General features: G+C 33.8%; 22 protein-coding genes. 11 read left to right on the top strand and 11 right to left on the bottom strand.

All coding sequences use genetic code 11. The features are described 5' to 3' along the window. Positions 1-5 precede the first annotated feature (5 nt). From A8143_RS00925 to A8143_RS00915, 3 genes are all read right to left on the bottom strand, one after another. Complete coding sequence (locus A8143_RS00925; RefSeq protein ID WP_070137080.1) at positions 6-1,691, bottom strand: T9SS type B sorting domain-containing protein; 1,686 nt, start codon at positions 1,689-1,691, stop codon at positions 6-8. 469 nt (positions 1,692-2,160) lie between these two features. Further along, entirely contained in the window at positions 2,161-2,691 is a 531-nt protein-coding gene (locus A8143_RS00920; protein WP_070137078.1) for a Smr/MutS family protein, read from the bottom strand. After that, the gene (locus A8143_RS00915; RefSeq protein WP_139134225.1) at positions 2,684-3,562 is read right to left on the bottom strand and encodes a site-2 protease family protein; all 879 of its coding nucleotides are present in this window, start codon (positions 3,560-3,562) and stop codon (positions 2,684-2,686) included. Before A8143_RS00915 ends, A8143_RS00920 begins: the two co-directional genes overlap by 8 nt. Before the next feature lie 138 nt (positions 3,563-3,700). Here A8143_RS00915 and A8143_RS00910 point away from each other — a divergent pair, with 138 nt between their 5' ends. The 5 genes from A8143_RS00910 (at position 3,701) to A8143_RS00890 (ending at position 9,101) form a co-directional block, all read left to right on the top strand. Next, positions 3,701-4,351, top strand: coding sequence for an ABC transporter ATP-binding protein (locus A8143_RS00910; RefSeq protein ID WP_070137074.1), 651 nt, complete (start codon positions 3,701-3,703; stop codon positions 4,349-4,351). Positions 4,352-4,372: 21 nt separating this feature from the next. Next, complete coding sequence (locus A8143_RS00905) at positions 4,373-5,131, top strand: TIGR02757 family protein (protein ID WP_070137072.1); 759 nt, start codon at positions 4,373-4,375, stop codon at positions 5,129-5,131. 79 nt (positions 5,132-5,210) lie between these two features. Then, positions 5,211-7,253, top strand: coding sequence for a vWA domain-containing protein (locus tag A8143_RS00900; RefSeq protein ID WP_070137070.1), 2,043 nt, complete (start codon positions 5,211-5,213; stop codon positions 7,251-7,253). Between the two features lie 17 nt (positions 7,254-7,270). Beyond that, positions 7,271-8,527, top strand: a complete 1,257-nt coding sequence (locus tag A8143_RS00895; RefSeq protein ID WP_070137068.1) for a dihydroorotase — start codon at positions 7,271-7,273, stop codon at positions 8,525-8,527. Continuing rightward, entirely contained in the window at positions 8,520-9,101 is a 582-nt protein-coding gene (locus tag A8143_RS00890) for a class I SAM-dependent methyltransferase (RefSeq protein ID WP_083261163.1), read from the top strand. The genes A8143_RS00895 and A8143_RS00890 overlap by 8 nt, the downstream gene beginning before the upstream one ends. A 10-nt stretch (positions 9,102-9,111) precedes the next feature. Here the strand turns inward: A8143_RS00890 and A8143_RS00885 are convergent, their stop codons facing one another. Beyond that, entirely contained in the window at positions 9,112-9,831 is a 720-nt protein-coding gene (locus tag A8143_RS00885; RefSeq protein ID WP_070137066.1) for a hypothetical protein, read from the bottom strand. Positions 9,832-10,000: 169 nt separating this feature from the next. Here A8143_RS00885 and A8143_RS00880 point away from each other — a divergent pair, with 169 nt between their 5' ends. Beyond that, positions 10,001-11,338, top strand: a complete 1,338-nt coding sequence (locus A8143_RS00880; RefSeq protein ID WP_070137064.1) for a PIF1 family DEAD/DEAH box helicase — start codon at positions 10,001-10,003, stop codon at positions 11,336-11,338. Positions 11,339-11,498: 160 nt separating this feature from the next. Here the strand turns inward: A8143_RS00880 and A8143_RS00875 are convergent, their stop codons facing one another. From A8143_RS00875 to miaE, 3 genes are all read right to left on the bottom strand, one after another. Beyond that, positions 11,499-13,304, bottom strand: coding sequence for an amidohydrolase family protein (locus A8143_RS00875; RefSeq protein WP_070137062.1), 1,806 nt, complete (start codon positions 13,302-13,304; stop codon positions 11,499-11,501). Then, positions 13,304-16,309: an ATP-binding protein gene (locus A8143_RS00870; RefSeq protein WP_070137060.1), complete on the bottom strand. Its 3,006-nt coding sequence runs from the start codon at positions 16,307-16,309 to the stop codon at positions 13,304-13,306. Before A8143_RS00870 ends, A8143_RS00875 begins: the two co-directional genes overlap by 1 nt. A 98-nt stretch (positions 16,310-16,407) precedes the next feature. Next, positions 16,408-16,989 carry a tRNA-(ms[2]io[6]A)-hydroxylase gene (miaE, locus tag A8143_RS00865; RefSeq protein ID WP_070137058.1) on the bottom strand — a complete coding sequence of 194 codons (582 nt, stop codon included), beginning with the start codon at positions 16,987-16,989 and terminating at the stop codon, positions 16,408-16,410. Positions 16,990-17,110: 121 nt separating this feature from the next. Here miaE and A8143_RS00860 point away from each other — a divergent pair, with 121 nt between their 5' ends. From A8143_RS00860 to A8143_RS00850, 3 genes are all read left to right on the top strand, one after another. After that, positions 17,111-17,395: a septum formation initiator family protein gene (locus A8143_RS00860; protein WP_070137056.1), complete on the top strand. Its 285-nt coding sequence runs from the start codon at positions 17,111-17,113 to the stop codon at positions 17,393-17,395. Positions 17,396-17,472: 77 nt separating this feature from the next. Continuing rightward, positions 17,473-18,261, top strand: a complete 789-nt coding sequence (locus tag A8143_RS00855) for a T9SS-dependent choice-of-anchor J family protein (protein ID WP_070137054.1) — start codon at positions 17,473-17,475, stop codon at positions 18,259-18,261. Between the two features lie 93 nt (positions 18,262-18,354). Beyond that, the gene (locus A8143_RS00850) at positions 18,355-20,496 is read left to right on the top strand and encodes a S46 family peptidase (protein WP_070137052.1); all 2,142 of its coding nucleotides are present in this window, start codon (positions 18,355-18,357) and stop codon (positions 20,494-20,496) included. 54 nt (positions 20,497-20,550) lie between these two features. Here A8143_RS00850 and A8143_RS00845 read toward each other — a convergent pair whose 3' ends face one another. After that, on the bottom strand, positions 20,551-21,063 hold the full coding sequence (locus tag A8143_RS00845) for a DUF6155 family protein (protein ID WP_070137050.1): 513 nt from the start codon (positions 21,061-21,063) through the stop codon (positions 20,551-20,553). A 160-nt stretch (positions 21,064-21,223) separates the two neighbouring features. Continuing rightward, positions 21,224-21,778 (bottom strand): acyl-CoA thioesterase, encoded by a 555-nt coding sequence (locus A8143_RS00840; protein ID WP_070137048.1) that lies wholly within the window; start codon positions 21,776-21,778, stop codon positions 21,224-21,226. Positions 21,779-21,900: 122 nt separating this feature from the next. Here A8143_RS00840 and mnmA point away from each other — a divergent pair, with 122 nt between their 5' ends. Beyond that, positions 21,901-23,076 carry a tRNA 2-thiouridine(34) synthase MnmA gene (mnmA, locus tag A8143_RS00835; RefSeq protein WP_070137046.1) on the top strand — a complete coding sequence of 392 codons (1,176 nt, stop codon included), beginning with the start codon at positions 21,901-21,903 and terminating at the stop codon, positions 23,074-23,076. Here the strand turns inward: mnmA and A8143_RS00830 are convergent, their stop codons facing one another. Together A8143_RS00830 and A8143_RS00825 are read right to left on the bottom strand one after the other, a co-directional pair. After that, complete coding sequence (locus tag A8143_RS00830) at positions 23,077-23,271, bottom strand: hypothetical protein (RefSeq protein WP_070137044.1); 195 nt, start codon at positions 23,269-23,271, stop codon at positions 23,077-23,079. A 117-nt stretch (positions 23,272-23,388) separates the two neighbouring features. Beyond that, complete coding sequence (locus A8143_RS00825) at positions 23,389-23,784, bottom strand: hypothetical protein (protein WP_070137042.1); 396 nt, start codon at positions 23,782-23,784, stop codon at positions 23,389-23,391. Positions 23,785-23,919: 135 nt separating this feature from the next. On the opposite strand from A8143_RS00825, the gene A8143_RS00820 reads away from it, so the two are divergent. Then, positions 23,920-25,035: a hypothetical protein gene (locus A8143_RS00820; RefSeq protein WP_070137040.1), complete on the top strand. Its 1,116-nt coding sequence runs from the start codon at positions 23,920-23,922 to the stop codon at positions 25,033-25,035. Positions 25,036-25,084 lie beyond the last annotated feature (49 nt).

The raw sequence follows: 25,084 nt of genomic DNA, 5'->3' as shown, positions 1-25,084 counted from the left end.
CTTATTTATTTTACAACTTGAACCCAACCAGAAACAATAATCTCTCCATCAGCTTCAGCGGTGAAGAAATAAGTTCCAGAATCAACCACATCTCCTTCACTTGTTCCGTTATAGGTGCCGAACCATGCTTTGTCTTCATTGTTATAATCTGTTACTCGTGTAATTTCTTGCCCCCATCTATTATATATTATTACGGTGTTAGTGTTGTAATTGCCAATTGCTGGTATTTCTAAGAATTCATTCACTCCATCACGGTTAGGGGAAAAAGCATTATAAAATTCTTTACAAGTCACCTCTATGTCAATTTCCTTGCAGACCTCATTTGAAAGACATCCACCAACCGCTGCAACGAAAAACGTTGTGGATTCGTTAATCTGAACTTCGTAATTTGGATTTGTACTTTCCGGAGTAGTACCGATTCCACATTCATCACTATACCATGCCCAATTGCTTCCATCCCCGAGTTCACCATCAACTGTGAGTATTACATTTTCACCGTTACACACTTCGTTCGAACTAGCACTAACACTCTCAAAAACCGGCTGTTCACAAGCTCTAATTTTTCGAATTCGATTCACACCGATATCCGTAAAATACAGCTCACCATTATAATTCAAAATATCAGTTGGTGAAACATTCGCTTCATCTAAATCTTTAAAAAAACCATTTTCCAAATCTCCACTTGGGTTTTCTCCGTCCCCTTCTTCAAAACCAGTGCCGCAAAAAGTTGTAATCATTGGTTCACCAGATGCTGGAAACAGATCTATTGTTCTTATTCTATTATTGTTTCGATCACAAATAAACAATTCGTTATTTTGATTTATATACAACCCTGAACCTATGTTGTTTAGAGCAGCTTCTGCAGCTGGAATATCATCACCATTATACTCACTTTCCCCAGTTCCAGCAACATGATATATTTTATTATCATCTGCTTTAATTACTTTGGTTCGAGCATTTATCGTATTAAAATAAAGATTTCCGTAACTATCCCAAGCTAAGCCAACTCCCAAGTTAATGTCTGCCTCCAAAGCTAAAGTTCCATCAGGAATATCCCCTGCGCCATCTGGTCCACCTACCCCAGCAACACGAGTGGTTACTCTGGTATCTAAATTAATTCTTTGTATGAAATTTTTACCACCAAAAACAGCACTGTAATACAAATATTCACTATTTGGGTCAACCTTTAAACCTCCGGAGTTACCCATTGGTGTTGATCTTGCCAAGGCCCCATTTACAGGAACACCATCAATTCCATTTCCAGCAAGTGTATCTATCTCACCAGTTTCACCGTTTATATAGTAAATATACTCAGGGTTAGGTTCTAAATCACCAGCAATTCCAAAACAGAAATAGACATTATCGTCTTTATCTACATCAACTCCAGAAATTCCTGACACACCAGTAAGTACTTTTTCTAACTCATTGGTTTCCGCATCTATTTTATAAAGTCCCGAAGCTTCTTCTGACAATACACCAGCCACAAAAAAGTAAATATTTCCTTCACTATCCACAGCCATTCCTGAGGGAACATCAAAGCCAGTTTCTAATGCTTGGTTACCTGCCGAAAACACAGAAGTCCCATTTCCTGCATAATTTGTTACAGTTAAGTTTTGTGAAAATCCACTAAAAGAAAAAATGAAAGCACAAAAAAGACTTAAGCTATATTTACTTCTATTATGATTGCTCATTATAATCAATAAGTGAGGTTAATAGTAAATTACAAAATTCTTAAGCGAAAATAATAAAAAAAATGGATTGATATTCTGAGGGTTCACTCAAGTTATCTACATTTCATTATAATTACGGAACCTTCTATTGTAAGAATTCAGTCACTATAAGAACATGAATCGATGTTTGAACAATTGAAAATGATTTCCTAAACATGCCTACAATTGTGAAGGTTTTTTATTAATAAGGTAATATTTTAAAACACTTAAATCAACATTAAAAATCTGTCTATCATTGCTTTATAAGTAATTTAAATTCCAAAAGCAAAATTGATATTGAGAAAATAGTTCTAATAGTCAATAACTTCAGGATTTTTGTAAGTCTTTTTTGAATTGCACGACTCTTATATTCGAGCATTGATTTTCGACATTCAGAATAACGAATCGAATTGTTAATAACTTAACTGTAAATCAATGAAATTATAATCTACTACAAGAACAAAACTTCTGTTGCTCCACCAATTCCGTAAGAATTATAAGATGCGTCATGATATCTTATAGTTTTTTCTAAATCAATCGATATATCATGTAAAAAAGCTCGAATTTCGCCTTTAAGAACTCCTGTTCCCTTGCCATGAATAATTATAATTTTTTGCGATTTTGAATTAAGGTGTTTCAGAACAAATTTTTTACAAGCATTGAGTTGAATTTGAACGATTTCATAATTTGTAAGGTTCACCGTTGTATCGATTAACTCTTCAATATGCAAATCGATTTCTGGGATTTGAATTGCTGATTGCAAATCATTTCTTGATCTTTGATTGGCTTGCTCATCTTTTTGAGGAATATTTTTCGTAATTCTATATGATTTTTCATCATTTAAAGCCACCAATTCGTTTGCTAAATACGAACGTTCAAAACCATCCGTATCTTCTATTAGAACTCTAATTCCATTAAAGTCAACCACCCTACCCTTAATGGTGTCCTTCAATACTGAAACAAAATCTCCAATCTTAAGCATTTGTTCTATCTAAATACCAATCGAAAATTTCTCTGTTTTGATACAGCAAGTAAGCAGGAACAACCACTAAGGCTGCCATAATTATTAATATACCAAATTTAGCTAATACCGATAAGTCAGGTTTTGTTTTTATTCTTAAAATTTGACGAACTTGTTCAACTAATAATCGCTCATTTTCCCATAAAGTATAACCTGAAGGAATCATTTCCTCCAACTTAGGGTTCTTTTTTAAAAATGCTTTCCTTATTTTCCAATACTCTCTATCAGTTAAATCCTCGTAAGTCTTTTTATAATTAACATTTGTCTCTTCCAGGTTTTCATGGAGTTCCTGACTTTTTTGTAGACTGCGTACTTTTAGCCCCATAAGGAATCCAAATATCATAAGAGGAACAAACTGAAAATATACCCCAACACCAATAAAAGCTAAAGAAGAAATCAAAGTGAAAACCATTCGGTATTGATCGTTTTTACAAAAGAAAAAACCACCAATAATCCTCCCACCATCAAAAGGGTCAATTGGTACAAGATTCAATAAGTTTATTGCTATAAAGATATAAGACAACTCTAGTAAATAATAGTTATTAAAACCATTTTCAACAACTAAAAATAAACCAACACCAATCAATATACCAGGCAATGGTCCCATTAAATTTATTAATGTTTGTTCCTTTTGTGAGTCACTAAGGCGTAGCGACTTTATTTGTCTTCCTAGGAAAGACATAAAAAACATTCCTTGCGCTTGAACTTTAAAGTATTTCATCATAAAAAAATGGCCTAACTCATGAAGAAACAATACAAAAAGCACTTCAAATAAAACGATGTAAGTATTTAAATTATAGTCAACTATAACACTCATTAAAGCAATTAACAATAGAATTAAATACACCGCGTTTTTGCGGGAAGTCCCCTTTAATAGTTCGGGCTTTACGGGATAAATATTTTCATTTTCTTCAAACACTTCAATAAAGATACAAAATATACCAGCAAATCTACCTATTTTTAGCCACCTATGTTGAGTGCAAATAAAATTTATAAAAAATATGGAGAACTCTCCATCTTAAAAGGAATTGACTTAGAAATTCAAAAACAAGAGGTTGTTTCGATTGTTGGTTCTTCCGGAGCTGGAAAAACCACTTTACTTCAAATCTTAGGAACTTTAGATTTTCCTGATTCAGGTGAAGTAATAATTGATGGTGTAACAACCAATGAACTAAAAGGCAATCAATTAGCTAAGTTTCGGAATGAAAAACTTGGGTTTATTTTTCAATTCCACCAATTACTACCAGAGTTTTCGGCAATTGAAAATGTAATTATCCCTGCTTTACTCGGCAATAAATCGAAGAATGATGCAATTAGTCGAGGTCAAGAACTATTAGATTACCTTGGTTTAGGTCATCGTTTAAACCATAAACCTTCTGAGTTATCCGGCGGAGAACAGCAACGAGTAGCAGTCGCTCGAGCATTGATAAACAATCCATCTATTATCTTTGCTGACGAACCGTCTGGTAATTTAGACTCAAACAACTCTAGAGAGCTTCACGAGTTGTTTTTTAAGTTGAAAGAAGAAATGGAACAAACCTTTGTGATTGTTACTCATAACAGAGAGTTAGCAGAAATGTCTGACCGTAAATTAGAAATGCGGGATGGTATTATCATCTAGACAAGACTAAATTTCATCAGGATGCAGAAAGAACTCAAAGAGTATTTAGATTTTTACGCAGACCGTTTCAATAATAAAAGCTTTATTGAAGATGACCCAATAAGTATACCCCATCAATTTTCCGAACGAAAAGATATTGAAAGTATTGGTTTTATCATTGCCACAATTTCTTGGGGAAACAGAAAGTCTATTATAAAAAATGGTAATAAGCTTGTGGACATTATGGGTGGACAACCGTATGAGTTCATTATAAACGCAAGCGAAAAGGACTTGCAGGACTTACATTTTGTGCACCGTACATTTAACACTCAAGATTTGCAATTTTTTATTCTTTCACTACGCTCAATTTATAAGGACTACAATGGAGGATTAGAACAAGCATTTTGTACCTCAAAGATTATGAGCGAACGAATATATGGGTTTCGAAAAGTGTTTTTAAAAACCACTCATGAACAAAGAAGTGAAAAACACATATCCAACCCGTTAAAGGGTTCTGCTGCGAAAAGAATTAATATGTTTTTACGTTGGATGGTTAGGGACGATAATAAAGGCGTGGACTTTGGATTATGGAACAAGATAAAACCATCAGAACTTTATATCCCATTAGATGTGCACACGGGTAACGTTGCTCGTCAACTGGGATTACTCAAAAGAAAACAGAACGATTGGAAAGCATTAGAAGAACTTATGTCTCAATTAAAGGAGTATAACCCAAATGACCCTTGCCATTATGATTACGCATTGTTTGGCATAGGCGTTTCAGGGATATTAAACAATTAACAGCATAACTGTTTATAAATTCGTAATTAATTCCTTTTCTAACTCTTAAAATTCGAATCCTTATTTGCATATTTGTGATATGACTTTTGTGTACCCGACATTTCTCTGGGCCTTTTTGGTTTTACTCCTTCCTGTTATAGTCCATTTGTTCAATTTTCGTCGGTATAAAACAGTTTATTTTTCAAGGGTTAAGTTTTTGCAAGAAGTTGTAGAGGATTCAAAATCTGGGAATCAACTTAAACATCTACTTGTTCTATTTTCACGACTTTTATTTCTTTCCTGCTTAATTTTAGCTTTTGCACAACCCTTTATCCCTTCAAAAAGTGGGGAAAAGACGAAGAACCTTACATCAATTTATATTGACAATTCGTTTAGTTTACAAGCTGAAGGTAGCGATGGAAACTTACTGAACGAGCTAAAAAATCAAGCAATTGACCTTGTTCAAACACTTGATAAAGATGAAAAAGTTAATGTTTTAACCGGCGATTTACTTTCGATACATCAGCGTTTCTACTCCAAAAGTGAAGCCATAGAAATAATTAAAGAAATTGGTTTTTCTGCACGTTCAACAGCACTAGAGGATGTTATTCGACTTCAAGCTGACCTCTTTAAAAACTCATTCGAAAATGCGAATCAAAGACTCTTTATTTTTAGTGATTTTCAAGCATCCACTAATTCATTAGAAAATTTAAATTTGTCAGAAATTCAAACTTATTACTATCAAGCTAAACCAGCTATAGAAGAAAACATTTTTATTGATACTGTTTGGTTCGAAAGTCCTGTTCATCGCGTAAAAACTCCTGTAGATGTACATTTTAGAATACGAAACAACTCTGAATCGCCTGTAGAAAACTTATCGGTTAGATTAAAAATAGATGGCAACGAACCAAGCCCAAAACGAATTTCAATAGCGGCTAATTCGTTCATTGAAGATCAAATAACTTTTACTGACCGAACTTCAGGTATAAAAACCGGAGAAATATCAATTCAAACGGGTCAATTGTTTTTTGATGATCATTTTTACTTTACTTATACAATAAAAGAAGCAGTAAATATACTAGTAGTACAAGAAGAAGAAACCAAATCAAAAAACCTTGAACAATTATACAGTCTTGATGAATATTACCAAACCACAATTTCATCGATAAATAATGTTAAACCTGAATTAATTGAAGAAAATGAACTCATCATATTAAACGGAATCAACAAAATTCCTAATGGCATTAAGGGGTTGTTAAACCAGAAATTGGAAAATGGAGGGACTGTAGTGCTTATCCCAGGAACAGCTGTGGATCGTACGAATTGGAATGATTTTTTATCAAATCATCAGCTACCGACAATTAACGCGTTGGATACAAATGATTTACAACTTCGTTATTTTAATGATGAAGACCCTCTTTATACAGGTGTTTTCACCAGTAAACCAAATAATTTTAAAAACCCAATCACTTTCAAACATTATCAACTCAGCCTTACCGGATTACAGGATTATATTACTTTATTTGGAGCGGCCCCTACTTCCCCATATTTATTATACAAAAGTAAAAATTCAGGTCGAATTGTATTTGCGGCAAGCCCTTTTATCAGCGACTTTACAAACATTCAAAATCATGCGCTTTTTGCAGCAACATTTTTGAGACTTGCCGAAACAGCAACTTTCAGAAAGCCACTTTTTACGACAATTGGAGCTATGGATAATTTTCCTGTATATCATGAACTAACTGAACAACAACCGATTCATTTAATTAATGAAAAAGAAAAGGTAGATGTTATTCCTGAAGTGATTAGTAAGGGGAAAGTACAAATGGTTTCATTTAATCATCTCGAAGATGCAATTCATACTGCTGGATTTTATAAACTTACAGATCATGGAACGTTTAATGAGATAATAGGCGTTAATTACAATCGGATAGAGTCCAATATCAAATCTTTGAAAGGACCTGAACTTTTAGACAACTTTCAATCAATAGGTTGGACAAACGCAAGTGAATTAGAAATTTCCGGTTCTGGAAGTGTCCAAATTAATCAGATAAAAGCTCAAGAATACTGGAGAATTCTACTAATTTTGGCATTAGTTTTTATAGGAATTGAAATTTTACTCCTTAAATTTTGGAAAGGCTAAACTGATAGCGTTGAATTATGAAGATAGTGTTAAAATCGTGTACAATTGTTTCTTCCAAGAATACGTACAAAGACAAACAAGATGTTTTAATTAACAACGGTGTAATAGAAAAAATTGCACCAGAGATTAATGAACCGGTCGACCAAATTATCGAGAAAAACGATTTACATATATCATCAGGTTGGTTCGACGCGAAAGTTAATTTTTGTGATCCGGGAAATGAGATAAAAGAAGATTTACTATCAGGATTAAATGCGGCTTTAGCAGGTGGAATGACGGCCGTTGGAATAAGCCCAAATACTAGTCCTGCTATTTCGAATAAATCGCAAATAGAATATTTAAAAATGAAAGGGCTTGGAAACAATGTTTCAGTATATCCTTTTGCAACCTTAACGGAAAACATGGAAGGTAAAAACCTATCTGAAATGTATGATTTAAAAAATGCGGGCGCCATAGGTTTTACGGATGTAAGCTCTCCTTTACATGGTGGGATTTTGTATAGAGCACTACTCTATGCTAAAAATTTTAACGGAAAAATCATATCATTCCCCTATGATTCAAGCATTTTTGGTGAAGGTTATATTCACGAAGGAATAACAAGTGTTTCAACCGGTTTAAAAGCTATCCCATCCATAGCTGAATCCATGACGATTGAAAGAGACCTAAATCTAGTTCGTTACACGAATGGTGAACTACATTTTACCGGAATTTCTACTAAAGAGGGGGTTGAATTAATTCGTAAGGCAAAATCTGAAGGACTTCAAATCACGGCAGATGTTTACATCCACAATTTGATTTATACCGAAGAGGAAATGTTTGCTTTTGATTCGATGTATAAAGTTTTACCTCCACTACGTTCTGCAAGTGATAGAGATGCGCTCATCGAAGGTCTTAAAGATGGTACAATTGATTTTGTATGTTCTGACCATACTCCAGAAGACATTGAAAATAAAGAAGTAGAATTTGATCAAGCGGCTTTTGGAATTATTGGAGTTCAGACATTATTTGCTCAATTAAATAAATTAGAGTCACTTACCCTTTCGGAAAGAATTGATTTGATTAGTTCTAAACCTAGAAGAGTATTTGGCTTAAGTGATAATTCGATTCAAGTTGGTAAGGTGGCTAACTTAACTTTATTTAACCCATCGATTAAAAAGGAATTAAAGTCGGAAGATATTATTTCAAAATCTAAGAATACACCTCTTGTGGGCGAGGAATTGACAGGAGAAGTCTACGGAATTTTTAACGAAGGGAAACTCTCAATAATTGAATAAATTGGAACAAGAAAGCAAACAAAAAGGTAAGTTCTTACGAACATTCATAAAAGAACGAAAACAAGTCGGAGCATTAGCTCCAAGTTCCCGTTTTTTAGTAAAAAAAATGTGTGACAAAATCGACTTTAATTCAGCGAAAACAATAGTTGAGTTTGGGCCTGGCACAGGTGTATTCACCGAAGAATTGCTAAAACGAGCAAATCCTGATTGCAAAATATTTGTGATTGAATTAAACAGTGAGTTTCATTCGTTTCTAAAAAACAAATTCAAAGACGAGCGCATTATCCTCCTTCGAGAAAGTGCAGACAATATTGACAAAATATTGCAAGACCACAAAATAGGTTCTGCAGACGCTATCCTTTCCTCTCTACCTCTTGCTGTAATTCCAGAGCAAATTAAAAAAAGAATAATAATTAAAGCGTTTGATGTTTTAAGAAAGGGAGGTGTGTACGTTCAGTATCAGTACTCGTTAAATGCAAAAAAATTATTAGAGCTAAAGTTTGGATCTATTCATTTAAATTTTGTTCCTATTAATATTCCACCGGCTTTTGTATATACCGGAATAAAAAGCTAATTTAATTCACTTAATAACCTGATTTTATTTTCTGAAATTGATTAAATCTTGCACGTATATACAAGACAAGATCCATATCGTTTGCAGAAGCTAAAAATTGAGGGTCAAGGTTTAAAAAACGTATAAATTCATCAAAATCGTCTTCTGAAAGTTCAAAGATATCATGATGAACATATACCTTTAAGATTTCTCTCAGCACATCTTCTTGACGATCCTGATATTCCATTTCAGCAACCATTCTTTTCGTTCTCTCCCGCTTACTAAAGGCCACATATAATGCAGTGATAGGACTTGAAATTGCATTGACTGCTTTCAGTTCGGGCACCTCTCTTTTTTCGATCAAAGCTCGTTCTTCCTTTAACTCTTCAAGTGTTTTCATTGGCCTTACAATAACCTCTTTTGCCTGATAAGAAAGTTCCCTTAAATAAAACACATTCTTATATACACTTTTGAATGCGCTGTCTGCATATGAGATATAAACTGTTTTATAGCCCTGAACAGAAACACCAATTAAATCACTCTTTTTAACCTTGATTGTAAAGCTTCCATCATAGTTCCCAAAAAAGCCCTTACCCGTTGATTTATTTAAAATCAATGCACTATAGGACCCAACATTGTAATTAGTATCAAGAACTTGACCCTTAATAGTAATGAGTGAGTCATTATAACTGGGGGCTTGAGCTAATACAAGGAATGGAAACAAATAAAGTATGAATTGAGCTGTTTTCATATATAGACTACGAAGTAAAGAATTTTATGTGAATTGCCTTCGTTAAAAACTGTTAATTAAAAAGATCCAGCTAACCCCATAATTCAACAGTACCTTGATTTTTTTTTGATTTCCAAAAGAAAACTAAAGCTCCATTCATAATGAATTTTAACTTTGTCCAACGAGAATTATGAAGCAAGAAAAGGCCTTAGCATTATTAAAATCAGGAAAGAATATATTTTTAACTGGTTCGGCAGGAACAGGTAAAACCTATGTACTTAACCAATTCATTCAACACCTAAAAGATGCAAAAATAAACGTTGCTGTCACGGCATCTACAGGTATTGCTGCCACCCATATACAGGGTGTCACTATTCATTCTTGGGCTGGACTAGGAATTAAGCAAAAAATAACCGAGAAAGAATTAAGTTATTTAAAAAAGCAAAAATCGATTCGAGAAAGGTTTAATAAGACGAAAGTACTCATCATAGATGAAATTTCAATGCTTCATCGTGATCAGTTAAATTCTATTCATCACATATTATCTTATTGTAGAGATAATAACGCTGCTTTCGGAGGAGTGCAAATAATTTTAACAGGAGATTTTTTTCAATTGCCCCCTATTGGCGACTATACAGAAAAAAGTAAAGATAAATTTGCTTTTATGAGTGATGCTTGGCAATTTGCTGAATTCACCATATGTTATTTGACCGAACAATTTAGACAAGAAAATGACTATTTGAGTGTAATTTTGGATGAAATTAGAAAAGGAAAAGTGAGCACTGTAGCTGTAAATCATTTAAAAAATGCTGCAACTACTGAATTCCCTAAAGATATTACACCAACAAAACTTTACACACATAATAAAGATGTTGATTTTATCAATAACGAGCATCTTTTGGCATTACCTGGAAAAAGTCGTTATTTTAAGGCTAAAACAAAAGGAGAAAAGAACGTAGTTGATATTCTAAAGAGAAGTGTTTTGACATCGGATGATATGGCAATTAGAATCGGTGCAAAAGTGATGTTTGTAAAAAACAATCCTGAAAAAGACTTTATAAATGGCACATTAGGCGAAGTTATAGATTATTCAGATATCGGATTTCCAGTGGTGAAAACGCTAGACAATAACGAAATTACTGCAAGTCTTGAAGAATGGACCGTTACAAACGATACCGGACAAACAATTGCTTCATATCAACAAGTCCCTCTGCGCTTAGCATGGGCCATTACCGTTCATAAAAGTCAAGGTATGACCTTGGACGCCGCAGAACTCGACTTGAGTAAAACATTTGAGCGTGGTCAAGGTTATGTTGCCCTATCTCGATTGAGAAAATTAGAGCGTCTAAAATTATTAGGTTTTAACAATACTGCTTTACAAGTAGACCCCTTAGCTTTAAAAGCAGATCGGCGGTTTCAAGAATTATCCGAAATTGCGGATAAGGAATATACGCTTGAACAACTTAATTCGGACCGTAAGCTATTTGTCAAAAAATCTGGCGGGAGAAATTTAAAAAAGATCAATTGATTTATGTAATGTTGCTCCTTACCCAAAAATTGGGCAAGGTAGCAACAGTGGGAGCAAAACATCCCAAAACGAGCCAATAATTTGATATGAAAATAATGCGTTTTGGGTGAACTGCAGTCTAATATACAACGAAAAAATAAAAGAACCGAATAATTTTTTGTTAAATATTCTTATTCAGGTATTTATAGGGATTCTCTCGCGCAATTAAATCAAAATCTTTCTCCGACAAAAACGATTTTAATTCAATAAAAATATCCTTATCTGCCTTTTGACTGCGAACTACATAAAAATCTGAACCAAAGAGGACTTTTTGCCTAAGTTTATTCTTATTTGAATAGGTTAATGTTTTTGTAAAATAATTTTCATATTCGCTTCCTTCACCTATCGTACTTCCTAACATTGGATACAAATCCGGATCACTAACGATATAACTAATATCTGCATAAAAATTCTCATACTGTATCATCATGCTTGAAACAATCGAATACCAATCTGTATACTTCCATACGTTCTCGTATCGACCCCAAGGAATTTCACCATGCTCATTTAACCCAAACCAGACACCACTTTCGGGTTTCGACATTAATTGTTGCGCATAATTATCTCGATCTCTTTCTAAAAATTTTTTCCATTCTTCGGCACCACCATAATGCGCGAAACAAACTTTAAGGTTGCTCAAATTCCACTTTAAAGGTGTTTCTGAATTTGTGTAACCAAAGATTTTTTTATTCTCCTCAGATTTACCATTTCCAATTAGGATTCTCAAAAGCGGCTCTTCCAATAAACACAAATAATTCATTGGATGCGTAAAGTTTACCTGAAAATCCACATTTTTAAACTCATCAAAAAGAATTTGTCTATATCGACCACTCCCAACAAACTCCTTAAAAACAGGATGTTCATTCCACTCCTTTAATAATTTCCCTCTATAATAAATTACTCCTTTAACACCATGTGTCATAATAGGAATGTTATTATCTGCTGCATACTTCCATAAGGGCAATAAGTCCTCATCAAATGGAAAATAGCCTAAAGCAGGATAAATTTTAATTCCTGCAAATCCTTCATCCTCTAAATATTGCTTGACAATTGACTCTTTCAATGTTATTTTCTCATTTTTCAATTCGTAATCGAAAAATCTCTTCCCTTCTTTCTTATCACGAATTCTCCGCGGATCAATAAATAAAAATGAGTGGATTTCTTTTTTGCGATTTAATTTTTTTAATTCTTCAAGCTGTTTATAAAATGTTCCATGTTTTGCAATAGATCCTGCTTGCATGTATTTCATATCCATAGAGAGCAGAATGAAATGGGACCCGAGTGGATATTGCCTTTTTAACCTTGAATAAATATTACTTTGACTTCCGTACAAAGCAAACTTTGCCATTTTTACATACCTCCTAAATAGCGTTTTTGTTTTCTCACCAGGTAAAAAATGAAGAAATTTTCTGACTTGATTAAGTAAAAATAAAACTGTCTTTTGAACGGATTTTACCAGCAATAGGATAATTAAACCTAAAATCAAATTAATCGAATAAGGCAACCAATCTGGTCGTTTGAATAATAAGGAATTTGCTTCTAGGAATTCGACTAAATTGTTCAACTCACCTTCTAACATAGTGTCACCCTCTAAAATTTGAATGGAAATTAAGAAGTGATAAAATATGAAAAAGCAAGTTAATCCTAACCACAAAATTACCAGACGATAAATTAGACCAGTAATGAAGTGTTGATGAATAAATCGTTTTATTCGAACAATTATTCTTTTAATTCGCTTTGCCCTAGTATGATATTTTTTAGCATTTAGATGTTCATAAAACTTATACAATCTTACAAAAGTTGGAACATGTAGTAAATAATAAAAAGGCCAAAGGACAAGTGTTTTGGCTAAAAACGGCGGAACACTTTTATGGGTAAAAACATGAGCATGTGCATTAGTTATTGGTTTTTTATTACTTTGATTCATTACATTTTACGTTCTTCTTTCTTTAACCAGTTTTGAAATTGGTCTTCAAGCATAACAACCTTAACCGTTGCCCCCCAATTAGCAAATCCCAATATAGCTTTTTTAAAGTAAATCTTACCCAAATTACGATTTTCGATTCCTTCAGAAATTCTTATTATCTCTTCGGCATACATCCCTAAAAACGGCCATGCATTGACTTTTTCTGCTTCTTCAATAGCAATTTCATATATTTTAATTGCTTGATTGAGCTTACCCTTTAACTCAAGTTCAGCTGCCGATAAAAACCTTTCCAAATGAAAATAGTCTTTATTATTCACCTCCAATAAGGGTGTCAAACGTTTTTTAAATTCAGCCAATATCTTTAATGATTTTTTAAATTTAAATCTGTTTTTATCTCGAACTAGAAGACAACTTACGGTGAGTATTCGTAAATATTGAATCGGCGTCATATCATTATTATAGAACACTAATGGGTGCTTCAAAACACGATTAATTACATCAACATTTTTAAAAAGGACCCCTAAAAATAATTGAACAACATACCACCTAACTTTCAAATGCAAGGTAAAGATATAATCGTTCTTTTTACTTAATCTCTCAATTTCAGAAGTCCAAACATAATTTGAATCTGTAAGAGTTTTTGGGATTACCATCATTATTTTATTCAATGTCACGTATGTTTTATTCTCAGTTCTTTTAAGAAAACTTTGTTTGTTCTGTGCAATTTGACAAACTTCGTCGAGATTCACACCAGCTAATAGATAGTTCTCAATCATTACAAGACTGACATATGCAGCAGTAATATAATCCCCAGTACTTTTACTTAGTCTATAACTGCGTTCTAAAACTGTTATATTTTTTTTATAACCGTGAATGGCATGACCATATACTGTGCTGCCAGCAGCCAAAGCCTTTCCTAGTACGATTGGAAAATCTGTTTCCTCAGCAACTTTATAACCCGCCTGAACCCATTCCCAACCTTTTTTTATTTTACCACTATAATAACCAGAAAAAACACCGTAACCGACAATACCAAAATAACTTCCGTTAGATAATCCTTTTTGTAAAGTAAGTTCGAGACATTTTAAATTCAGATAAGTCAAACTTTTCAAGTTCACACTCCAAGAAGGCACCCATAATTCGAACAAGATTTGACCAATTAAGTTTTCCTCTTGACTATCATTCTTCACAAAGTTCACTAAAGAATTCGGTGTTATTTTCTTTGTTTTTCGATTGATCTTCCAGAATAAAAGAAATAATTGAAATTTAGAAACATTAAAATTGAAGGGATAATTTAACAATTTAAGAGCTTTTGAAGCACTATCAAATACAGATTCGGTATCATCAACATCATTATACATGATTATAAATTGATAATACACATACGCTTTTTCGAGGTTAGAATGAGCAAACTTCAGGGCAGATTCGTAAAACATCACGGCAGAAACAAAATCTTTATTTAGAAAAGCCGCTCGACCCGCTGATAAATAGATAGGATAAATCTTATCGTCTTCCCATTCTTCTTTGTGTGAATCAATTATTTGAATCGCTTTATTGTAGTATGCCACCGCGTGATCATATGAACATAACTTAATGGCTTTTTCCGCGGCGTTGCAGTTCATCTCAACCATTTTTTTTCGTTCATCAATAGCGTTAAAATAATTATAGCAATGATTGTAATGATTCACTATATCGAATATATTTCTATCCTCAGCTGCATAACCTAATGAAGCTGAAAATGTTCTCCCGATTGCTTGATGAATCCATTTCTTTCTATCCTCCGAAAGCAAACTATATGTTACATTTTGAAATTTATCATGAGTAAACCTAAACTTTATTGGAGCATTTGAATTATTCTGATTATTAATCACTTCAATAATTCCCTTGTTAACTGCAGGCATAAGAATCTCTTTCACAGTTTCAATGGGTTTTTCACTTACTCCAGAGATTAGAGAGATATGAAAACTACTACCTATTGCAGCTCCTACTCCTAATAGCTTAATAGTTTCTTGAGGTAAAAACTCGATTCTTCTAATAATCACCTCCAACATATTCATACTTCTATTTAAGTCTTTATATCGTTGTGGATGATAAGTCCATCTAAAACCCTCTCTTTCTTCCTCCCGAGCCAAGATTTGTTTCGCACACAACTCTTGAATGAAAATATTAACATACAACGGATTACCTCCTGTTACATTATCTATTAGTTGAATTAATTCAGAAACATCGTCATGCTTGATTTTTAAATGACGATTTATTAGCTTGTGAATGTCAACCAACTTTAACCCACGCAATAATAAAAGTCGAATATTACTTTTATAGTAGGGTAACAACACTTCTTCAATTAGGGCCCAAACAACTCGGTCATCATCTTCAGAACGAAAAGTACATATCCAAAAAAGATTTTCATTACTCCCTTCTGAAAGCCAGCAGCGAAAAAATTCAACTGTTCCTTTATCAGTCCATTGGATATCATCGAGCAATGCAATTACTGGTTGATCGTATCGATTGATCACACGAGTTAGACTCAATAACATCTCGTTTAGTCGACCTCTAAAAATAACTTCTTCCGTTGTTTGCGAAGCCATCTCTTTCAAATCAAACATATGTTTGATTCTTGGAAAAACCTGGCAGAAATAATCCAAATTGACACCAAGTTCTTCTTCTATTGTTGCTTTTAACTTATTATTTCCACTCTTTAATAAATGATACCATTCATTGACCACTGATCTAAAAACCTCAATCAAAGCATTATAAGGTGGGTTGTCTCGACTTATCTCTAATTTACTCGTTACGAACAAATCCCCCTCTTTTGACCTGTCTAATCCAAACTTATTCGCTAATGAACTTTTTCCAACACCAGAATTCCCTTTAATTAAAACAATAATCTTCTCACCATCCATAGAGTTTTGGTGATACAAATTCAGTAAATCCAATTCAGTTTCACGACCGTATAGAACATCTTTTATGGAAATTGTGTGTAAGTTTGGTTGCATTATGGCCATGAAATTAATTTTGGGTATTTACCACAGTAAACTGTACCAATTTAGTGAAAAAACATTGAAAACCATAATAACAATGAAAACATTAAAATTAGCTTAGGTCAACCATGAACGGTTTCGCGCTTCCCATAGTTTTTAATTATTTCAGCTTCGTAGTCCAGCCATTCTTGCCATCGTTTCTCGACATCTACACCTTCACTATATTTTCGCGCAAATTTTATAAACATCGTATAATGCCCTGCTTCACTTACCATTAAATCGTGATAAAACTTTGACAATTCTTGATCTGGAATATTCTGCGACAAGACTTTAAAACGTTCACAACTTCTTGCTTCTATCATCGCCGAAAACAAAAGCCTGTCAATAAAAGAAATATGACGACTATGTCCTTTCTTCATAAATTTATACAAATCTCCGACATAATCATCTTTACACTCTCTTCCCAATGTTTTACCTCTAGCTTTAATCAAATTATGAACTTGCTCAAAATGCTCCAACTCCTCCCTAGCAACAACTATTAGTTCGTCCACTAGTTCCGTTCTTTCTGGGTTTTGAATAATCAAACCAATTGCATTCGTAGCTGCCTTTTGTTCACACCAAGCATGATCTGTGAGTATTTCATCAATATTTTCTTCGACAATATTCACCCAACGTGGATCAGTTGGAAGTTTTAATCCTAGCATATTTATTCTTTTTAACAAAACTAACTAAAACGAAACGACTATTCTTGTTTTCAAATAATAACTGTTTAAAAGATTTATACGAGACAAATCGACATCAATTCTTATAAGTTATTTTTGTTGTGTGAAAGACTTTGCAAAAAAAATACGGAATAAATATATTTTATCCAGCTTGTTTGTGGTCGTTTATATTTTAATTCTTCATGACACAGATATCGTCACATTAATTAATAGACAGAACCGTGTAGAGTCCTTGGAAAATGAAATTGAGCGTAAAAAAACAGGAATCATTGAGCTCAAGGAATCTATTGAACAGCTGGAGGACCTTCGTAAATTAGAAAAATATGCGAGAGAAGAACATCTTTTTAAAAAAGACGATGAAGATTTGTTCATTCTATCTTTTGAATAATAAATCTTACTAAAATCTGTTAAAAAGTTCCACACAAGGGAGTGAATCTCTATTTTTGCATTGAATACGATAATATTATGATAAGAAACGTTTTACTTTTAGGACTTCTCACAAGCCATCTTTTTAGTCACTCACAAACTTTATTGTTTGAAGAAAATTTTGATGACGGCATTCCTGAGACATGGATAACGGAAGATAAAGACGGATTAGAGCCAGCTCCAGAAGTAAGTTATTTCAACAACGCTTGGATTAGTTATGAAACTGATACCGTAATTTGCGTCGGGAGCACATCCTTTTATGAGCCATCTGGCCAATCCCAAGATTATTTGATAACTCCTTTAATAAACATCCCTTCTTATTCAAACATAATTTGGGAAAGTCGTTCGGTTGACGCCTCTTTTCCAGATAGCTATGTTGTCTTACTTTCTACCATGGGTCCAGAAATTGAAAATTTTACCGACACCTTACTTAGTGTTTATAACGAAACACCACATTGGCACACCAGAAGTGTTAGGATTGACGAAAAAGGGTTTGCTAACCAAGACATACATGTTGCTTTTAAGAACATAACAGAAGATGGGTTTATACTACTTTTAGATGACATTAAATTCTACGGAAGTGAGTTTGCTGAAATAGCAGAAAACAACAACCAACAAGAGATTTACCTTTTCCCGAATCCTGCATCAAATGAGGTAAACATTGACGTTGCCAACTTAGTTTCTGCAAGAATTATGGATATTCAAGGAAAAGAATTAATCCATTCAACTGAAAAACACATCGATGTTAGCAGTCTCCCGAATGGGATTTATATGGTTTATATTCAATCAGTGGATACTTTTTATCACTTGAAATTCGTTAAAAACTAGGTTTTAAATAAAAACCTCTTTTATTTTCTTGTTGAAACACCCGTAAATTACGCTCTTAATTCTATTTTTGTTCAGAATTAAATAGAAATTTACATGAAAAAAATCTTATTCCTATCTTTGATGATAGCTGCAGGATCATCTTATGCAGACGAAGGAATGCTCCTCCCTTTTCAACTAAAGAAGTATAAAAAGGAAATGCGAGCAAAAGGTCTTGAGCTCAAAGCGAAAGAAATTTACAATCCAAAGAAACCAAGCGTAAAGGATGCTATAGTATCATTAGGCGGTTTTTGTACGGGAGAACTCATTTCGGATAAAGGACTTATGTTAACGAATCATCATTGTGGATATGATGCAATTCGTGAAAACTCTACCCCGGAGAACGATTATTTAACAGATGGTTTTTGGGCAAGTAATTATTCGGAAGAAAAACCTATCCCTGGACTTACAGCAACAATCGTTGTAAGAATTGATGACGTCACAAAAGACATTTACAAATTTTTGAACGATGGAATGAGTGAGTCTGAACGTGAAGAAAAAATACAAGAAGTATCTGCACGTTTAATCGAAGAGGCAACTGCAGGCACAAACTATAACGCAGAAATCAAACCTTTTTATGAAGGAAACGAGTTCTACCTATTCGTTAACGAAACGTTTAAAGATGTTCGTTTGGTAGGCGCTCCCCCTTCAGCGATTGGGAAATACGGAGGAGACACAGACAACTGGATGTGGGAAAGACATACTGGTGACTTCACCATGTTCCGAGTTTATGCCAACAATCAGAACGAACCCGCTGAATTTGCTATGGACAACCAGCCGTATCAACCAAAACATCATTTACCTATTTCTCTAAAGGGTGTTGAAGAAAATGATTTTGCAATGGTAATGGGATTCCCTGGTAGCACCGATCGATACCTCACTTCTTACGGGGTTAAAATGGCAATAGAGAAAGATCAACCAAGTCGTGTTAAAGTAAGAGGAAAAAAGCTTGAATTAATGAAAGAAGATATGAATGCAAGCGACGCAGTGCGGATTCAATACGCTTCAACCTACGCCCAAGTCAGTAATTATTGGAAATATTTCATTGGTCAAACAGAGCAACTAGAGCGAAATAAAGTGACAGAAAAAAAAGTTGCTATCGAACAAGCTTTTACTCAATGGATAAATGAAAAAGATAAGCGCAAACAACGTTATGGAAATGTATTAACTGACATTGAAGAAGCCTATAAAACGCTTACTGAAATCAACCCTACTAAAGTGTATTTCTTTGAAGCGATCTATTCGGTTGCCCTTAACAAATTCATGATTTCTCATGTGCGGTTTTTCAAGAAATTGAAGAGTGAAGCAAGCGAAGAGGAAATTAAAAAAGCGGCAGAACCATACCTAAAAGCCGCAGATGAATTTTTTAGCTCAATAAACATCCCAACTGAAATCAAATTAATTGAAGCCATGTTAAAGATGTATTATGAAGACGTCCCTTCAAGTCAACAACCAGAAGAATTTAAAAAATTAGCTGAAGAATATAAATCCAACTGGGAAGAACTAACACGATGGACAACAAAATCGTCGGTATTCACTTCAATTGAACGTTACAAGGAATTCCTTGAAAATCCAACAGCTACAACTTTAGAAGCAGAACCGTTATTCTTATTAAATGAAGCACTATTAATGAATTATCTTTCTGTAGTAAATGGAGAAGCCTCAGCAATCGCACAAGCTAAACTTGACAAAGCGAATCGCCTTTTTATAGAAGGCCTTCGAATAATGAACAAAGAGAAAAAATATTATCCAAACGCCAACTTCTCACTTCGTTTGACATACGGTAACGTCCTTCCTTACACATCTAACGAGGGTAAAAAATATCCGTTCTACACTACAATGAAAGGATTAATGGCAAAAGAAGATCCAAATAATCCTGAATTCATAGTTCCAAGTAAACTTAAAGAATTGTACGAAACGCGAGACTATGGCCGTTATGGAAAAGATGGTGAATTATGGGTAAACTTCATAACGAACAACGACATAACTGGAGGAAACTCTGGTAGTCCAGTCATGAACAGTAAAGGGGAGTTAATTGGCTGCGCCTTTGATGGAAACTGGGAAGCTATGAGTGGTGATATCGCTTTTGAGGATGATTTTCAAAGAACAATTTGTGTAGATATTCGATACGTATTATTTGTTGTCGACAAATACGCAGGTGCAAGCCATTTAATTGATGAAATGACTATCGTAGAATAAATAGACACCATTTTAAATGAAAAGGGAGCAAATGAATTGCTCCCTTTTTTAATATTAAAACCTTTTGTCCAAAACATCTTCAAAGACTCTTTTGTTCACCCAATTTTGATTGTAAGTAATTTCAGTAATACGTTCTAGTCTTTCATTAAAACTTGCTTCCAAACCGTTTGAATCAATAAACTTTACAGCATCTTTAAACGACTTTAGCATACTCTTATAAAATGCATCTCCATTAATCGTATTTGTTTCATTATACGTTTGGGCAACCTCAATATTAAATAACATTACATCGGCAATAAAAGATGAATCCACTCCCAATTTGATATAATTTTTTATTATGTTTTGTGCAATCGACCTTCTTTTTTTCGCTTTTCTCTTACCAATGGGAAAATATTCCTTACTTATTTTAAATTTTGCATCCTCTAGTAATTTGTCTTCATTCGGATTAAATACAAAATCATAAAATTCTTTCACCTCTTTCAGGCGGTCATACAATTCCAAAACCTGCTCTTCAAGATCACTTTTAGATAATTCTTTTAAATATTTACTTAAGGCTCGCTTACTCATAAAAACAAATCTAAGAAAAAAGGGTTTCCTCACCGCAGTAAGAAAACCCTCACAAAAAACCGTATAAATAAATGTTAATTCTAAACGCAATTAACACTTCTTTATTTTTGAACGTATAAGACTCAAAAAAGTTCTACATTTTAACAAAAAAAATAGAGGTTTAAGAAAATTTAACATCGCAACGATCATCGCTTAAAGATTCAATCATTTTTTCGAGTGATACTATTCTTTCTTCATCGTGTAATATTGACATAATTTCTTTACGTTTAATTTTAAGCATTTTTGCTTCGTAAAACCGTCTCACATCTGTCGCACTTTCAAGTGACAATTTTGGAACAGTCATTAACGAGCCGTCCTCGTGCTTAGCTACCATCGTAAAGTAACAGGAATTTGTATGTTTAGAAACACCAGTTTTTGGTTTTAAAGACTCGACCCTTATTCCTACTATCATAGACGAATTCCCAACATAATTGACAGAAGCAGCTAATGACACTAACTCCCCTACTTCAACTGGCTCTTTAAACTCAACACCATCAACGGAAACCGTTACGCAATAAGCACCGGAATGCTTTGCAGCACATACGTATGCGACTTTATCCATTAATGAGAGCAGTGTACCACCGTGTACTTTCCCTGAAAAATTAGCGAAAGAAGGTATCATTAATTCTGTTATCGTTGTTCGTGAAAAATTCACTGATCTAACCTCTCTTGCCATAAATTATATTCGTTTAATTATAAAATGAAGATAATCAATTGAACCAGAAATGATTTTTGATTTTAACAAATAATTCAAATTTATACTTCTAATTTCTTTAATTTTGCAAATTAAAATTTAACATGAAAACAGTTGTTGTAGGATTATCAGGAGGAGTTGATTCCAGTGTTGCCGCATACTTACTTAAAGAACAAGGATATAATGTGATAGGGATTTTCATGAAGAACTGGCACGATGAATCCGTTACAATCTCAGACGAGTGTCCGTGGATTGACGACAGTCAAGATGCCCTATTGGTGGCAGAAAAATTAGGTATTCCTTTTCAAACATTAGATTTAAGTGTTGAGTATAAAGAAAGAATTGTTGATTACATGTTCTCTGAATACGAAGCAGGTCGAACCCCGAACCCTGATGTTTTATGCAACCGCGAAATTAAATTTGATGTTTTTTTAAAAGCCGCTGAAAAACTCGGAGCAGACTTTGTTGCTACTGGTCATTACTGCAGAAAGGATGTAACTGCTGACGGAACATATCGCTTGTTAGCAGGGGTTGATGCAAACAAAGATCAATCCTATTTTTTATGTCAACTAACGCAAGACCAGCTCGCTAAGGCTCTGTTTCCAATTGGAGAACTTGAAAAACCAGAAGTGAGAGAGATAGCGGCAAGCCAAGACCTCATAACAGCGGACAAAAAAGACTCTCAAGGGCTATGCTTTATTGGCAAGGTAAAATTACCAACTTTTTTGCAGCAACAGCTCTTACCAAAAGAAGGAAACATCGTTGAGCTCGATAGAGATCTTGAACAATTTAAGGCTTACCACGCCCCAATTAACAGGAATGACTTCATTAAAATGTCGGAACCCTTTAAGTTTTACCCTGAAATGGGAAAAATTGTCGGTACGCACCAAGGTGCTCATTATTTTACAATAGGACAACGCAAAGGACTCGGTGTTGGGGGTACTCCTAAACCTTTATTCGTAATAGGAACTGATGTGGAAACCAATACAATTTATACAGGTCAAGGTGATGATCACCCCGGCTTAAACCGATATGCTCTTTTTATACGTGATAAAGATGTGCACTGGATTAGAACTGATTTAAAGTTAAACGATGGAGATTCAGCAAACTATAATGTACGAATCCGCTACCGACAAGCCTTAATAAAAGCAGAACTAATTAAAAAATCGAATGGTTTGTACATTCTTTTTGAAGAAGGAGTTTCAGGAATTAGTCCAGGGCAATTCGCAGCGTGGTATTTAGACGACGAATTGATCGGATCTGGAATAATAGCGCAATAATTAGTTTAAACTAAAGGTTTCCTCTAAAAACAACTCTTTTGGAATTTGATTACTTTCACTTTTACCGCTAACAAAATCTAATAATTGAGCGACTTGAAAAATAGACAAACGCGAATGTTGTCCGAGTGCTTTATGCTGGTCTAGTTTTGCCTTCGCAGAATTTAGCATTGATTTTTTAATGTTTAAAAATTCCATTTTTCTGACTAATATAATTTCATTGTTGTCTGAAGATTCTACGGCTAAAATCGAAAAAGGTTCTCCCCCTATTTTTTTACCTTTAGAATCATTTATTACGCCTTAAACTAAATAATGTCAGCTTGGCGGTCGATAAATGTTTTTTGTTCCAACACCATTCGTATTAAATCCTTTTACAGAACTTTCTCTCTTTTCCATATTCAACTTCTTATCGATATACCTTAAACAACACTTTTTAATCCTTTTTTTCCAGTTTTTATTTTTGCGTTTTAAATCTAGCGCAGTCCATTCAAAGCCAAAAAATCGAGCTGCTTTTTGCATGAAGTGATTTTCGATATTCTTCTTTGAGTATTCAAAACTCCTTAAAAACTGGATTTGATCATTAAAATAAATTCGGAAGGACTGTAATAATAAAAACAGTCTCTTTGTTAGGAACCAAACTTCTTTCCCCAAGCCTTCACTTAAGTTACTTAAATTATTACTTAACGAATCACTCCATCTATTACCCTTCATTTCTTTCCATTTTAGACTACAAACAAAGTGAATTCGTAAAAAATATTTAAATTAATTAAGTAGATTTGCATTACAGAATTAAGCTAAAACTTAAACTTTGTAACTTAACTTAAATATTAAGTTATTGATTAAGCAGTGAAAATTATTAGTTCATATCATCCCGCAGTATTGGCACTAGAATCACTCTTTGACCAATTCCCCGCAGCACTTAACTTTCGATGTTTCTGCAACGATAATGGTATTGCCCTATACTCTTGTGACGGAAAAAATATGGATGATTTCACTCCTAAAAACATCATAAATCAAGAATTAAAAATAAAAATTCAAAAATTCAGAGATTTAAAAAAGGAAGTTTTTTGGGGTGATGATGATGATTTGCCTGTTAGAAAAGAAAGTCATACTCGAACAATAAAGCAATTATCAATTCAAGATGAAATTGAGCAAAACATTCTGATTTTTCGAGTTCCAAGTCTTAACGATGACAGTAATGATGTATTCTCAATTACTTTCTCAAAATCATTTAGTAATTTTTACATTCCTTCTGGTCGTAACGCCTTATCTTCAGAGATGAAAGTTGCACTTGGAAAAACGATTCGTAATCAAGTTTTATGGACATATAAACTACATAAAAAACAATCAAATAGTATTCGTAGAATTCAACAAGCCTATTTAAAACATGCAGACGAAGTTGATGAATTACACGTAAAATTAGAACAGGAGCGAGATAATAATCGAGCACTTTTAGACCGTTACTTACTCCAACTTCTTCGATCTAAAGAAATTGAATTAGACGCAAACATCCGTATCAAAAAAGGTTTTTTAGATAAAATAATTAACGCCGACATTGGAATTAATGAAATTAAATCTGCCGTTGAAACCGCAGTTGCTACTGCTCATGACTTGGCAGTTGATAAATCAAACATTAATTTAAGCGCCAATTTAATTGATGTAAAAAGAACAGACCAAACTAAGCACAAATCAAGTCAACTAATTGCTTTAGACAAAACGCATGCCTTGTTAGATCGTTACGAACAAGCAGCGCGCCAGTTGAACGATAACTCCGTAAAAATAAACGGAAGAAATCTTGCAAAAACACTTGAAATTAGTGGTCCTGCAATTACAGACGCCATTAAAAAACACCAATTAAAAATTGCCAAACTAATTGAAAAACATCCAGATAGCTGGCCTTTAATTTGTGAATTCATTCGTCCTCTACAAGAAATTCGATATAAAGTAGCGTTATCCAGCTAAGATCACCATATTTTCTTATTGATAAGTATTCCTTTTTATTAGTTTTACA

Source organism: Crocinitomix algicola, from assembly GCF_001661595.2.
Lineage (GTDB): Bacteria > Bacteroidota > Bacteroidia > Flavobacteriales_D > Crocinitomicaceae > Crocinitomix > Crocinitomix algicola.
The sequence above is the reverse complement of the archived record's forward strand: the minus strand, read 5'-3'. Positions and strand labels throughout refer to the sequence as shown.